The sequence below is a fragment of the Sphingomonas pseudosanguinis genome, assembly GCF_052056765.1.
Lineage (GTDB): Bacteria > Pseudomonadota > Alphaproteobacteria > Sphingomonadales > Sphingomonadaceae > Sphingomonas > Sphingomonas pseudosanguinis.
In genome coordinates this window covers 1,621,599-1,636,284 of record NZ_CP189888.1, presented here as the reverse complement: position 1 = coordinate 1,636,284, position 14,686 = coordinate 1,621,599, and the positions used below count along the sequence as shown (strand labels likewise).

Here is a 14,686-nt window from a genome sequence, read left to right as displayed (position 1 = left end):
GTCAGGGGAAAAACGTTATTGTGTTGCGGCATGATAGCCTGCGCTGGGAGTAAGCACCACTCAAAACCGGAACAAAAGCAAAACGCATTTCGATGTTACCGGTCTCATGCATTAACCCACTTTTATGCATCATGCTGCTACGACGTGTCTCGGGATGACGGCATGACGTTATTGAGATCCGTGGGCGCGGCGGCCCTGCTTCTGATCATGGCGACGATGCCTTGGGTGAGTGCCGGGGCCGCCGACCCATGGGCGGCGTGGCGTTCGGCCTCCTTTACCAATCTTGGCGATGCCATGGGCCTGCCGCATGTCACCACGACCGCGATCGTCCGCGCCAAGGACGGGACGATGTGGATCGGCACGCGTGGCGGCCTGACCCGCTATGACGGACAACGTGTCCGTACCTTCAAGCAGGTCGCGACCGACCGCCGGAGCCTGCCCGACAATTATGTCCGGGCGCTGCTCGCGCTCGACGATGGCGGTATCCTGATCGGTACGAATGTCGGTGGCGTCGCGCGGTTCGATCCTGCCACGGGACGTTTCGTGCGGCTGAGCCCGTCGTCCGGGCATATCGGTGGTCGCATCTCCAGCCTCGCGCCCGACGGAGCGGGGGGTGCCTTCATCGCATCGGATGAGGGCGTCCATCATTATGTGCGGTCGAAAGACATGATCGACCCCATGACCGCCAGTGCGATCCCACTGGAGGGGAGCAGTCGCCCGCAGGGCGCGTTCGCCGTGCATCGCGATCCGGACGGCACCTTGTGGGCGGGCTGCGAGCAGGGGCTTTGGGCCATGCGGCCGGGGGCGCGGCGGTTCGAGCGGATGTTCGTCAACGCGACGCATTCGGTGGGCGACGTCTGGTCGATCCTGCGCGACCGCGAGGGACGGCTGTGGGTCGGCACCGGGTCGAAGGGCGTCTATGTGTCGACCACGCGGGGTCCTCGGCCCCAATTCACCCAGCTTGCGTCGCTGGCGGAGTCCGCGCCGCTGATCGCACATCGCACCATTCGCGCGCTGATGGAGGACGATCATGGGCGTATCTGGATCGGAACCGATGGCGCGGGGATCGTGCTGGTCGATCCGGCGCGCAACTTCTCCGCCAGCGCGCTTCGCCGGGTGGCGGCCAATCCCACATCCTTGGCGGGCGATACGGTGCGCGCGCTGGCGCTCGACGGCAATGGCGGCATCTGGGCGGCGACCGAACTGGGTGCCTCCCGGACAAGGGGGCCGAACGACAATATCCTGCGGATCGGATCGGCCATGCCCCGACCGGAGATGGCGCTGGCCGACGACAATGTCCGCAGCATCCTGGTCGACCGGCGGGACCGGCTCTGGCTGGGCTTGAGCGATGGTTCGGTCGATCAGCTCGACCGGCAGGGGGAGCGCGTTCGTCACATCAAGCTGCACGGGCATCATGCCGGGCAGGACATCAAGGCGCTGCTCGACGCACGCGACGGCACGATCCTGATCGGCGCGCGCGGCGTCATCGCGATCGATCCGCAAACGCTGGCGCAGCGCGACGTTCCCACCGCGCTGATCGAGGATCTGCCGGTCATTTCGCTGGGCGAGACGGCCACCGATCTGCTGATCGGTACCTATAAGGGGCTGTTCCTCCGCAATCGGGCCACGGGCGCGGTCCGACAGCTCCAGCATGAGGCGGCGAACCCCGACAGCCTGCCCAATAACGAGATCATCAACATCGTGCCCTTGTCGGACGACGATGTCTTGCTGGCGACCCCGGCGGGCATGGCCCGGCTGGACCTGCGAACGGGACGGGTGGTGACCTATGCGAACAATGTTCGCGACCCCTTCAGCCTGCCGCAAAACTATGTCGGTTCGATCATCCCGGACGGCCGGAATATCTGGGCCGCGACCTATGGCGGTGTGGCCTTTGGTCGGTCCCATGAAACGGGCTGGAATTTCCGCGCGCTGGCCGAGACGCAAGGCCTGGCCGGGGACAATGTCGCGTCGCTGGCGCTCGACGATCGCAGGCGGCTATGGGCCGCCGGGGCCGGGGGCATCTCGGTCATCGATCCGCGTCAGCGCTCGATCCACGTCATGAGCCGGCGCGACGGGCTGACCATCAACGCCTTCAACCAGCGTGCGGCGGCGCGCACCGCCGATGGTTCGCTGCTCTTCGGGTCGCCCGACGGGCTGATCATCCTGAACCCGAATGCCTTGCTCGCACGGCGTCATGACGCGGAAGCCGGGCGGTTGATCGTCAGCGAAGCCGAGATCGACGGGCAGGCCATGCCGATCGACTCGGCCGCGCGGCAGCCGGTGCTCGACCTGGGGCGCGAAGGGCGCACCCTGCGGCTGGGTTTCTCGCTGACCGATTATGACGCGCCCGAGGAAATTCGGTACAGCTATTGGCTGGAAGGGTTCGACCGGGGGTGGATGATCGTGCCGGCGGGGACCCCGGCCAGCGCGACCTATACGAATTTGCCGGCGGGTGAATATTGGCTGCGGCTGCGCGCGCAGGTGCCGGGCCTTGCGGCGCAGACGGTGACCCACCGTGTGCACATCATGGTCGCGCCGCAATGGTACGAGACGTGGCCGGCGCGAATCCTGGGGGCTTTGCTGGCGGCGCTGGCGCTGGGCGGTGCCTTCTGGCTGGTTACCGCCGTCGTCCGGCGGCGTGCGCGCGTGCTGGAGGCGATGGTTGAGCGGCGGACCAGCGAGTTGCGCGACGCCAATGCGCAGCTCGATCGGCTAGCCAGCACCGATCCGCTGACAAGCCTCGACAACCGCCGGACCTTGATGGCGACGATCGACGCGGCCGTCATGCGGGCGCGGGATAGGGGCGAGGCGTTCGTCTTCGCGCTGCTCGACGTCGATCATTTCAAGCGGGTCAACGACGATTATGGCCATGGTGCTGGCGATGCGGTGCTGGTCGCGATCGCCGCCGCCATCCGCGCCGGGGTCCGGTCGCAGGATGTCGTGGCCCGCTATGGCGGCGAGGAGATCGCGATCCTGTTTCCCCGCACGACGAAGGCCGAGGCGCTGGCGATTGTCGAGCGCGTTCGCCAGATGATCGCATCGTCCCCGATCATGGCGGATGGCCAGTCGATCGCGGTGACGCTGAGCGCGGGCGTCGCCGCCTGGCGATCGGACGAGGAGGTCGCCCGCATGATCCGGCGCGCGGACGAGGCCTTGTACCGGGCGAAGCGGAACGGCCGGAACCAGGTGGAGCCGGCCCATGGCGATTGAGCGGTGGAACCCCGGCGCGATGCGTGCCGTTGCCTCGGCATGACCGACCGTCCGCCCGAGCCGATGACGCCCTTGACCTTTACGGGGCGGCTGATCCGCCGTGACGGTGCCTTCGTCCTACAGCGGGATGAGGGCGGAACGGTCGAGCTGCGACTGCCGCGCGTGCCCGTCGATCATGTCGGCAAATCTGTTGCGGTGACCGGGCGCATGATCGCGCCCGATCTGTTCGAAGCCGATGGCGTGCGGGGCGTTTGACCGCGGCTCAGTGCGCCGCCTTGCGCCCCGGCAGGACATGGAAGACGCCGACGATCACCGCCCCGATGATCAACCCGACGATCGCCGCGCCGATCGCGCCGACGATCCAGTTCACGGCACCGGCGGCGAAGGGCAGCGCCTCGGCCGCGTGATGCGCGGTGTCGTGGATCAGATGGGGCAGGGTGGTCAGCCCGAACTCCTCCATCCCGTGCACGATGATGCCGCCGCCGACCCAGACCATCGCGGCCGTGCCGACGACCGCCAGGACGCGCAGCAGGACCGGCATCGCCTTGACCAGCCCGCGCCCGACCGCCTGGGCGACGCTGTTGCCGCGCTGCGCGAGATGCAGGCCGATATCGTCCATCTTCACGATCGCGGCGACCAGCCCATAGACACCCACCGTGATCGCGATGCCGACCAGCGCCAGCGCGATCGCCTGGGTCCAGATCGACATATCGGGCAGCTCGGACAGCGCGATCGCCATGATCTCGGCCGACAGGATCAGGTCGGTCCGGATCGCGCCCGACACCTGCCGATCCTCCAGCGTCTTGGGATCGGTGACGGCGGTTTCCTCTTCCGCACCATGCCCGCCCATGAGCGTCTCGACGATCTTCTCGCTCGCCTCATAGCACAGGAAGGCACCGCCCAGCATCAGGATCGGCGTGATCGCCCAGGGCGCGAAGGCGCTGAGCAGCAGCGCGGCGGGCAGCAGGAACAGCAGCTTGTTGCGGAGCGACCCCAGCGCGATCTTGCCGATGATCGGCAGTTCGCGTTGCGGCGCGAGGCCGACGACATAGCGCGGCGTGACGGCCGTATCGTCGATGACGACGCCCGCCGCCTTCGCACCGGCCCGGGCCGAAGCCCCCGCGACATCGTCGAGCGACGCCGCCGCCAGCTTGGCGATCGCCGCCACATCGTCCAGCAACGCAACCAAACCCCCTGCCATTCGAATGCCCTGCTATTTCTGTTGAACTCCGCCCTGCCTAGAAGCTGTCGCCCATGGATGCACGGAAAAATGACGGACCCGTCATGTCATCCAGGCTGCATCCCTCCATGCCTCGGCCAGATGCGCGATGAGCGCCGGGACGGCGGCCGGCGCGCGGACGGGGGCGTGAAGCCCGATGATGCCGACCGCCACAGACCCCTCATAGCGCGGTAGCACCCGCACCAGCCGGCCATCCGCCAGCGCATCGGCCACGTCCCACAGCGACCGCAGCGCGATGCCGGCGCCGGCCAGCGCCATCTCCCGCACCACCTCGCTGGAATTGGTCTCGACCAGACTTTCCCCGGTTACCGTCGCGCCGGTCAACCGCCACGGCAACTGGCCCTTCGCCGCGAGCAGCCGGTGATCCACGAGTGCCGCGATGCTGTCCGGCGTACCGGCCTTGGCGAGATAGGCCGGACTGGCGCACAACATGCGGCGATTGTCCGCGAACCGATGCGCCGCCAAGCCGCCTGGCGGCGCGGCGGTGATCCGGATGGCCAGGTCGACCCGTTCGCCCATGACGTCGACGAAGTCGTCGGTCAGGTCCAGCGACAGGCGAACGGCCGGATAGCGTTCCAGAAAGCCGGGAAGATGGGGCGCGACCCACATCCGTCCGAATGACGTCGGCACGGTCACGCGAAACGGACCCGTTGGCCCGGCGGCGATCGGCGACACCCGCGCCTCCGCCGCCCGAAGACCGGCGATCAGCGGCGCGACCTCGGCGTGGAAGGCCGCCCCCGCCTCGGTCATGGTCAGCCGTCTGGTAGTGCGGTGAAGCAGCCGGACCCCCAGCCGCGCCTCGAGCCGCGCCATCCGCTTCGACACCATGGCGGGCGACAGCCGCCAGAGCCTGGCCCCTCCGGCCAGACTGCCGGCCTGCACCACATCGACGAACAGCGCGAGATCGGGGTCCATTCGTTCCTCCAGCGATCGACAGGTGTGCGATTATGCCATCTACCGATGCGACTGGCGATGCCCTATCCCGTCGTGAGGAGAATGGGAGAGTGGATATGATCGACCGTCACGGCCTGTCCGTCGCGCCTGCGCTGGTCCGTTTCCTGGAGGAGCGCGCCCTGCCGGGCAGCGGCGTGGACACCGATCGCTTCTGGGCGGGCATGGCCGATGTCTTGGCGCGTTTCGCTTCTGAAAACGCCGCACTGCTCGCCCGGCGCGATGCGCTGCAGACGCGGATCGACGACTGGTATCGCGCAGGCGGCGCGCAGGACGGCGCGGCGCAGCGGGCGTTCCTGACCGAGATCGGTTATCTGACGCCCGAGCCGGAACCCTTCACCATCGCGCCCGGATCGGTCGATGACGAAGTCGCGCGGCTGGCCGGGCCGCAGCTCGTCGTGCCCATGCTCAACGCCCGTTTCCTGCTGAACGCCGCCAATGCGCGCTGGGGCAGTCTGTACGATGCGCTCTACGGCACTGATGCGATCCTGCCGCCCGGCGACACGCACGGCTATAACATGGAGCGCGGCGAGGCCGTCATCCGCTGGGCGCGTGATTTCCTCGACGATGCGCTGCCCATCGCCGGCAGCTGGCATGACGTGACCGATGTCGAGGGGGCGGTCGCGACCCTGCGCGACCCCGATGCGTTTCTGGGGCGCAGCGAGACCGGCCTGTTGTTCCGTCACCATGGGCTGCATATCGAGATCGTCGTCGACCGCCGTCATCCCATCGGTCGGACTGATCGGGCGGGCATCGCCGACATATCGCTCGAGTCCGCCTTGACCACCATCTGCGACCTGGAAGACTCGGTCGCGGCGGTGGATGCGGAGGACAAGGTTGCGGGCTATGCCAATTGGCTGGGCCTGATCGACGGCACCTTGTCCGCCAGCTTCGACAAGGGCGGCCGGACGCAGACTCGTACGCTGGCGGAGGATCGCAACTATACCGCACCGGATGGCACGGCCTTCACCTTGCCCGGTCGCAGCCTGTTGTTCGTCCGCAATGTCGGTCATCTGATGACCACTCCGGCCATCCGCCTGCCGGATGGCCGCGACGCGCCCGAGGGGATCGTCGACGCCATCGTCACCAGCCTGATCGCCCAGCGCGACGGACGCGACCGCGAACCGATGCGCAACGGCCGCACCGGGTCGATCTATATCGTCAAGCCCAAGATGCATGGGCCGGAGGAAGCCGATTTCGCCAATCGCCTGTTCGACGCGGTCGAGGATATGCTGGGCCTGGCCCGGCACCGGATCAAGATCGGCGTCATGGACGAGGAGCGCCGGACCTCGGCCAATCTGGCGGCGTGCATCCATGCGGTGAAGGACCGGATCGTGTTCATCAACACCGGCTTCCTCGACCGCACCGGTGACGAGATCCACACCGCGATGCAGGCCGGCCCGATGGTGCGCAAGGCCGATATGAAGGCGAGCGACTGGATCGCCGCCTATGAGGACCGCAATGTCCAGATCGGGCTGGCATGCGGCTTTGCCGGCCGCGCGCAGATCGGCAAGGGCATGTGGGCGGCCCCCGACAGGATGGCCGACATGCTGGCGCAAAAGGGCGCGCATCCCATGGCCGGTGCCTCGACCGCCTGGGTGCCGTCGCCCACCGCTGCCACGCTGCATGCGACCCATTACCACCGCATCGATGTCGCCGTACGCCAGCGGGCGCGGGCCAGTGAAGCCGTGGTACCGCTCGAACGCCTGCTGACGCCCCCAGTCGCGGCCTCGTCCGATTGGAGTGAGGCGGAGATCAGGGCCGAACTCGACAACAATGCCCAAGGGCTGCTCGGCTATGTCGTGCGCTGGATCGATCAGGGTATCGGCTGTTCCAAGGTGCCCGACATTCATGATGTCGGCCTGATGGAGGACCGCGCGACGCTGCGCATCTCGGCGCAGCATATGGCCAATTGGCTGCTCCACGGCGTCGTGACGGCGGAGGAGATCGATGCGGCACTGACCCGCATGGCCGCGAAGGTCGATGCGCAGAATGGCGACGACCCGCTCTACCGGCCGATGAGCGGTTCGGGCAGCGACGGGCTGGCCTTCCAGGCGGCGCGCGCGCTGATCTTCGAGGGGGCGGTGCAGCCCAATGGCTATACCGAACCGCTGCTTCATCGCTATCGTCTGTCGGGCAAGACCGACCGAAGGGATGCCGCCTGATGCCACTCTACGCCCTGGACGACCGCCGACCGCAGATACACCCCAGCGCCTGGATCGCCCCCTCGGCCGATGTCGTCGGCGAGGCGATCCTCGACGAGCAGGTCAGCCTGTGGTTCGGTGCGGTCGTCCGGGCGGACAATACGCCGATCCATATCGGCACGCGGAGCAATATTCAGGACGGGGTCGTGCTGCATTCCGATCCGGGCAGTCCGTTGATCATCGGCGCGGACTGCACCGTGGGACACCGCGCGGTTCTGCATGGCTGCACGATCGAGGAGGGGTGCCTGATCGGTATGGGCGCGACCATCCTGAACGATGCGGTGATCGGGGCGGGATCGCTGGTCGGCGCGGGCGCGCTGGTGACCGAGGGCAAGCGCTTCCCCCCGGGCAGCCTGATCGTCGGCGCGCCGGCAAAGGCGATCCGTACACTCGGTCCCGAAGACCGCGAACGCCTCCGCGGATCGGCGCTGGGCTATACCGAACGCGCCGGTCGCTATGCCGCCACGCTGCGGCGACTGGACGAGGATCGGTCCGGAACGGCCGTTGACGCCGGACGCACACCTGCCTAGCCAGAGGGGGTGACGCCGCCAACCATCCTGATCGTCGAGGACGATCCCGCCCTTCGGACCCTGACCGCACGCGCGCTCCAAGAGAACGGGTTCGCGGTCAAGCTCGCCAATGCCGCCCCCGAAATGTGGCAGGCGCTGGAAGTCGGGCAGATCGATCTGATCCTGCTCGACATCATGCTGCCGGGCACCAGCGGCATCGATCTGTGCCGGCAGGTGCGGCAGAAGAGCGCGGTTCCGATCATCTTCATCAGCGCCAAGGGCAGCGAGGTCGACCGGGTCGTCGGGCTGGAACTGGGCGCCGACGATTATCTGCCCAAGCCCTTCAGCACGCGCGAACTGGTGGCGCGCATCCGTGCCGTCCTGCGGCGGGGCGGGCTGGAGAATTCACCGGGCGAGCGCGAAGCGGGTATCCTCGGCTTTGACGGCTGGACCGCCAACCTGCCGCGTCGCGAACTGATGTCGCCGTCGGGTGCGCAGGTCGAGCTGACCGGTGCCGAGTTCGACCTGCTCGTGGCCTTTCTCGATAACGCCCAGCGCGTGGTGGCGCGCGAGCGGCTGATCGAGTTGTCGCGCGCCCGGATCGGCGACAGTTCGGACCGCAGCATCGACGTGCTGGTCAGCCGCCTGCGCCGCAAACTGTCGGGGGCGGGTGGCGCCGCGCCGATCGTGACGGTACGCGGCGTCGGCTATATGCTGAACGTGCCGGTCGAGCGCCGGTGATCCGTCCCTCGGTCGGTCTGCTGGGCCGGATCGTCGCGATCCTGTTGCTGGCGGTCACGATCGAATTCGCCGTCTCCACCTATCTCTACGAGCGCGCCAGCCATGTCTCGGTCCGCGACGACGAGGCGCGGCGGCTGGCCGAGCATCTGATCGTCGCGCGGCGGGTGCTCAGCGAACGTCCGCCGTCCGAGCGGGTGGAAGTCGCGGAGGAACTGACCACCGATCGCTATATTGTCAGCTGGTCGGCCGAGACGCCGCCGCTGCCCCCGATCGCACCGTCGATGGCCGGCATGCGCCGGCAGATCATCGATTGGGAACCGACGCTCGCCCGAAACGACATCCATCTGCGGCTGACGTCACCCGGGCGGACCTCCGTCGTGACCGGCGATCTGCGGCTGGAGGATGGGTCGATCCTCATCTTCCGGATGCGCGAAGGGGTGCGCACGCTCGATCTGGCGCTGGGCCGGGTGCTGCTCGCGCTGATCCCGGCGATCGCGCTGATGCTGCTCAGCGGCGCGCTCATCGGCCGTATCCTCCATCCGCTGCGGATGCTGGCGCGGGCCGCCGACAAGCTGGGGCGCGGGCAGGGGGGGCAGGGGGCGCTGATCGTGCCCGAACGCGGGCCAGGCGAGGTTCGCCATGTGACGCGCGCGTTCAACCGGATGCAGGCACGGATCGGTCGGCTGATCGACGAACAGACACGGGCGCTGGCGGCGGTGGGCCATGACCTGCGCACGCCCCTCGCCCGCCTGCGCCTGCGCGCCGATGCGATCGCGCAAGAGGACGTTCGCGAGGCGATCGGCAACGACATCGAGGAGATGGAGGCGATGGTCGCCTCGCTGCTCGCCTTTCTGGGCGGGGAGGGGGATGTCGAACAGCCCGAACTGACCGACCTCGCCATCCTGTGCGCCAATCTGGCGGACGATGCGACCGATCATGGCCGCGATGTCCGCTATGTCGGGCCGGATCATTTCGACTGCCGCCTGCGCCGGTTCGGGATGAAGCGCGCGCTGACCAACCTGGTCGAGAATGCGCTCCATTATGGCGAGCGGGCCGTCATCACCCTGGCGGCGGACGGTGCGGACGGCGTTCATATCCGCGTCGAGGATGACGGCCCCGGCATCCCCGAGGATTCGCTGGAACTGGTGCTCGAACCCTTCGTCCGGTTGGATGCGGCGCGAAGCCGGGATACGGTCGGTTTCGGTCTGGGGCTGTCGATCGTGTCGCGCGTGGTCGCGGCAGAGGGAGGCCAGTTGAAGCTCTCCAACCGGCCGGAAGGGGGGCTGTGCGCCGAAATCACCCTTCCCAACTGTCGGACATGATTTGTCACGCAGTCGCTGCACGGCAGCAAAGATCGTCATCTATATCGTTGGTTGAGACGGGAAAGGTTTCTCCCAGGGTGCCTTGAACGGGTGCCACCGGGAAACGCCCTACCGCCCCATCTTCAATGCCGATCGGCCGGACGTCGTCGCCCGGCCGACCCCATTCGGGAGATAGACCGATGACGATGGAGTTCGATTTGTCCGCTCTGGAATTGCAGGGTGCCTTGCTGGTCCTGGCGGTGATCATCACCTTCGCCGCCATCGAGGGCTGGAAGGCCCGCTAACCGCTTTCGTTCCGGGACCCGCTGCCGAACCCCTCCGGCATGGTCCCGTTCGAAAGGAACAGGCGGTCCGGCCTTATGGCTGGATCGCCTGTTCCGATACCTGCAGACGTCCCTGCACCGCATTGACCAGCTGCGCCGCCGAATAGGGCTTGGTCAGCAGCGCGGCATCCATATCCGCCGCATCGGCCGCCATGCCGCCATCCCCCGTCGCGAACACGATCGAGAGCCCCGGCCGCAACTGTCGCGCCCGTCCGGCGAGTTCGACACCCGACTCGCCCGGCAGATTGATGTCGGTCACCAGCACATCGATCTGCGCGGTCTGGAGCGCGGTCATCGCCTCTTCGGCGGTTACCGCGTGCACCACAACGAAGCCGGCATCCTGCAACGTTTCCGCCGTGTTGGCGCGGATCAGATCGTCATCCTCGACCAGCAGAATCGTCCGGCCATCATGCAAAGGCTGTGCGACCGTGATCGGCTGGGCCGGCTCGGATGGCGAGGGCCGCGACGTCGAGGCGATATTCTCGGTCGACATCCGCCGTTGCCGCTGATTGGCCAGCACATGGCGGAATTTCCGCGCTAGCGCCTCGCGCGTATAGGGCTTGGACAACAGCTCGACACCCTTGTCGAGCCGGCCGCCATGGACGATCGAGTTCTCGGTATAGCCCGAGGTGAACAGCACCGCGATGTCGGGCAGCCGTTCCCGCGCCTTGCGCGCCAGTTCGGGGCTCTTCAACGTGCCGGGCATGACGACATCGGTGAACAGCATGTCGATCGGGATACCGCTTTCGATGACGTTGAGCGCGCTTTGCGCGTCAACCGCCTTCAACACGCGGTAGCCCAGGTCGGACAGCAGCTCGACCACGGTCGCGCGAACCTCGGCATCGTCCTCGACCACCAGCACGGTTTCGGTGCCGCCGGAAATCGGGCCGGTATCGACCGCGACCTCGACATCCTCGGCTTCCAGCGCGCGGGGCAGATACAGCTTGATCGTGGTGCCGTGATCGACCTCGGAATAGATCTTCACATGGCCGCCCGACTGCTTGACGAAGCCATAGACCATCGACAGGCCAAGACCCGACCCCTTGCCCTCGCTCTTGGTCGAGAAGAAGGGCTCGAAGACCTTTTCGATGATCTCGGGGCTCATGCCCGAACCCGTGTCGGAAACGGCCAGCATGACATATTGGCCCGGCGCCACCTCTTCATGGGTGCGCGCATATTCGTCGTCGAGATGCGCGTTGCCCAGCTCGATGGTCAGCTTGCCCTGACCGTTCATCGCGTCGCGCGCGTTGATCGCCAGGTTCAGCAGCGCATTCTCGATCTGCGCGGGATCGATGAAGGTGTTCCACAGGCCACCGCCGACGATTGTCTCGATCTCGACGCCCTCGCCGATCGCGCGGCGCAGCATATCGTCCATGCCCTGGACGAAGCGGGTGACGTTGACGACCTTGGGCTCCAGCGCCTGACGCCGACCGAAGGCGAGCAGCTGGGCGGCCAGCTTCGACCCGCGCGACACGCCCGCCATGGCATTGGCGACGCGCTGCTCGGCACGCTGATTGCCCGCCACGTCCTTGCCCAACAGCTGGAGATTGCCCGACACGACTTGCAGCAGATTGTTGAAATCATGCGCGACGCCGCCGGTCAGCTTGCCGATCGTCTCCATCTTCTGCGCCTGCGCCAAGGCGCGCTCGGCCTGACGGCGTTCGTTGATCTCCTCGATGACGCGGTTTTCCAGCGTCTCGTTCAATTGGCGAAGCTGGGCCTCGGCCCGCTCGCGGTGGCGGACCTGACGGGCCAGCACATCGGCTTGGTCGCGCAGCGCCTGTTCGGCCGCACGCTGTTCGGTGATGTCGGTATGGACGCCGACCCATTCGATCAGCTCGCCGTCCTGCCCGATGATCGGCAGCCCTCGAATGGCGAAGGTGCGCCACTCGCCATCATGGCGGCGGACGCGATGCTCGTGGATGAACATCGACTTGGCCGCGACCGCCGCGTTCCAGGCCACGACCGAGGCTTCGGTATCGTCGGGATGGACCGCGTTCGACCAGCCGAAACCCTGATATTCGTCATAGCTCTGGCCGGTGATGGCGGCCCAGCCGGGTTGTTCGCCGACCATGCGGCCATCGGCGCTGTTGGTCCACAACACGCCGTGCACCGCGTCCATGGCGGTACGGAAGCGACGGTTGCTGCGCTCGACCTCCTCGGCATGGCGCATCCGGTCGTCGACATCGAAAACCAGGATGTGGAAGCCGATGATCTCGCCGCTTTCATCCTGGCGCGGGATATAGCGTGTTTCGGCCCGGCGGCTTGTGCCGTCGCGATGCTGGAGGCTGACGTCGGCCACCACGGTCTCGCCGGCCAGCGCGCGGTCGATCAGCGGCCTGCGCTCGGCATAGTCGGACTCGGTCAGGACGTCGCTGATCCGGCAGCCCAGGATCGACTGCGGGTCGATGCCCAGGAATTCGCGATAATAGTCGTTGGCGAACCGGTATCGCTCCTCGCGATCGACGAACGCGACCAGCACGGGCAGCGAGTCGGTGATCACCCGCAGCTCGGCCTCGCTCTTGGCCAGCCGCCGCTCGGCCGCGACCCGGCCGGTATTCTCGACGACGGTGCACATCACGCCGCCAACGCCGCCGCGATCGAGATAGATGGGGGTGTAGTAGAGGTCGAACACGACCTCCTGCTGATGGCCCGCACGCGTGACGAGCAGGGGCTGATCGCGATAGGCGATGTCCTCACCGGCGAAACCGCGCTCCAGGATGCTGCGGTTCCAGTCCCATATTTCGGGCCACACCTGGGGCACCAGGCCGCCAAGGGCGGCCGGATGACGCTCACCGGCGATGGCGCGGTAGGCGTCGTTGTAGATCATCACATGATCCGGTCCCCACATCAGGACCTTGGCGATCGGCGAATGGACGATGTTGGCGACGGTGGTGCGCAGTGGCGAGCACCAGCCATCGGTCGGGCCGAGCGAGGTCCGGGACCAGTCGAAATCCCTCACACGCTGGCCGCATTCGCCGCCACCGACCAGCCAATGCTCGGCGGTCAGCGCGGCACCCTCGTCGCGCAGCCGTTCCAGCGCGGCGACGACCATCGCCTGCTCATCGGGATAGCGGCCGTCTTCGAGGGCCTGGGCGACATATCGGTCGAGCTGCGCGGGAAGCGACAGCATTCGCGACAGGGGAGTGCTCATGGGTTGACGCATGGGTAAGCTATACCATCAAGTCAATTGCTCATTCATTGATACGTCTCGAATTGCGCCGGGTTTCCACAACTTCTTCAGCCCGGCGCATTCTCCGCCTTGGGGTGGTGAGGCTCCAGGATCAGCGTCCGCCCCTCGACTCGCCAGCTTTTGAGGCGGGAGAGGAAGTTCATGCCCAATATGTCGGTCTCGCCGAATGCGGGCGAGACGACGACGGGCAGATCATACGCGCGGATGGTGCCAAGCTTGAGCGTCTCGACCCTGGCGGTCTGTGCCCGGACCATGCCGTTGGCGGTGTTGAGAACGACCGGCATGACCGGCGTGCGCGGATCGAGACCGGCCGCCTGCGCGCTGCCGACGGACAGCGCGGTCAGCGTCGCGCCACTATCGACCAGCATCCGGCGGGTGACGCCGTCGACCGACACGCGCGCCCAGAAATGGCCGTCGGGCGACATGCGGATGCGAACCGTGTCGCCGACGACATTCTGATCCTGCAAATTCAGGACCTGCATCGCGCGCTGGATATAGGGATCGAACTGTTCGCGCTGATGAACGAGGCTCAGGACGAGTCCGCCCAGCACGACCCAGGTCACGATGCTGATCGCCACCCGCAAGACGGGTACGCGCCGCGCGACGATGCCGGCGACGATGATCGCCGCCACAAGAATCAGCAGGGGCGTGGGAATGCCGGACACGGCGGACATGGAAAGCGTCATCCTCTCGCGCCACCCGGAAAACGGATGGCAGGCCAGAGCTTTACCGCCGGCAATATTTACCCATGCTGACCAGGGGGGGGGATCAGGCCTGCTCGGTCCGTCCCAATTCCGCGGCGGAGAATTTGCGGCCGCCATACCAGCGCCGAAAACTTCCATCGGGCTGACGGAAATAGCGATTGCCTTCATATTGAACAGGCGCGCCCAGCGAACGATAGGCCGCCCAGACGCCATAGACCATAGCGATGATCGCCAGGACCTTGATCCACTCCATCGACTCGTCCCCTTTTTATTGTGAAGACGAGGCTCG

The 14,686-nt window shown here is 66.8% G+C and carries 11 protein-coding genes; 6 read left to right on the top strand and 5 right to left on the bottom strand.

Going from position 1 to position 14,686, the window contains the following annotated elements; genetic code table 11:
- Positions 1-162 precede the first annotated feature (162 nt).
- Both ACQHGV_RS07415 and ACQHGV_RS07410 read left to right on the top strand, forming a co-directional pair.
- A complete protein-coding gene (locus ACQHGV_RS07415; RefSeq protein ID WP_440980000.1) occupies positions 163-3,210 on the top strand; it encodes a ligand-binding sensor domain-containing diguanylate cyclase in 3,048 nt (1,015 codons plus the stop codon).
- Between the two features lie 39 nt (positions 3,211-3,249).
- Positions 3,250-3,465 (top strand): DUF5818 domain-containing protein, encoded by a 216-nt coding sequence (locus tag ACQHGV_RS07410; protein ID WP_440979999.1) that lies wholly within the window; start codon positions 3,250-3,252, stop codon positions 3,463-3,465.
- 7 nt (positions 3,466-3,472) lie between these two features.
- Here ACQHGV_RS07410 and ACQHGV_RS07405 read toward each other — a convergent pair whose 3' ends face one another.
- Positions 3,473-4,411, bottom strand: coding sequence for a DUF808 domain-containing protein (locus ACQHGV_RS07405; protein WP_440979998.1), 939 nt, complete (start codon positions 4,409-4,411; stop codon positions 3,473-3,475).
- 81 nt (positions 4,412-4,492) lie between these two features.
- Positions 4,493-5,365, bottom strand: coding sequence for a LysR family transcriptional regulator (locus tag ACQHGV_RS07400; RefSeq protein ID WP_440979997.1), 873 nt, complete (start codon positions 5,363-5,365; stop codon positions 4,493-4,495).
- A gap of 95 nt (positions 5,366-5,460) precedes the next feature.
- Between ACQHGV_RS07400 and ACQHGV_RS07395 the strand changes: the two genes are divergently transcribed.
- Genes ACQHGV_RS07395 through ACQHGV_RS07380 form a run of 4 tightly spaced genes read left to right on the top strand, consistent with a single transcriptional unit; the run spans position 5,461 to position 10,177 of the window.
- On the top strand, positions 5,461-7,566 hold the full coding sequence (locus tag ACQHGV_RS07395) for a malate synthase G (RefSeq protein WP_440979996.1): 2,106 nt from the start codon (positions 5,461-5,463) through the stop codon (positions 7,564-7,566).
- Positions 7,566-8,135 carry a gamma carbonic anhydrase family protein gene (locus tag ACQHGV_RS07390; protein WP_440979995.1) on the top strand — a complete coding sequence of 190 codons (570 nt, stop codon included), beginning with the start codon at positions 7,566-7,568 and terminating at the stop codon, positions 8,133-8,135. Before ACQHGV_RS07395 ends, ACQHGV_RS07390 begins: the two co-directional genes overlap by 1 nt.
- Before the next feature lie 9 nt (positions 8,136-8,144).
- Complete coding sequence (locus ACQHGV_RS07385) at positions 8,145-8,855, top strand: response regulator (protein WP_183950906.1); 711 nt, start codon at positions 8,145-8,147, stop codon at positions 8,853-8,855.
- Positions 8,852-10,177: an ATP-binding protein gene (locus tag ACQHGV_RS07380; protein WP_440979994.1), complete on the top strand. Its 1,326-nt coding sequence runs from the start codon at positions 8,852-8,854 to the stop codon at positions 10,175-10,177. The genes ACQHGV_RS07385 and ACQHGV_RS07380 overlap by 4 nt, the downstream gene beginning before the upstream one ends.
- Positions 10,178-10,534: 357 nt before the next feature.
- On the opposite strand, the gene ACQHGV_RS07375 is transcribed toward ACQHGV_RS07380, so the two are convergent.
- The 3 genes from ACQHGV_RS07375 to ACQHGV_RS07365 form a co-directional block, all read right to left on the bottom strand.
- Positions 10,535-13,654 (bottom strand): response regulator, encoded by a 3,120-nt coding sequence (locus ACQHGV_RS07375; protein ID WP_440979993.1) that lies wholly within the window; start codon positions 13,652-13,654, stop codon positions 10,535-10,537.
- Between the two features lie 86 nt (positions 13,655-13,740).
- Positions 13,741-14,367, bottom strand: coding sequence for a retropepsin-like aspartic protease family protein (locus tag ACQHGV_RS07370; protein WP_409787011.1), 627 nt, complete (start codon positions 14,365-14,367; stop codon positions 13,741-13,743).
- 94 nt (positions 14,368-14,461) lie between these two features.
- Entirely contained in the window at positions 14,462-14,650 is a 189-nt protein-coding gene (locus tag ACQHGV_RS07365) for a hypothetical protein (protein WP_183950903.1), read from the bottom strand.
- Positions 14,651-14,686: the final 36 nt, after the last annotated feature.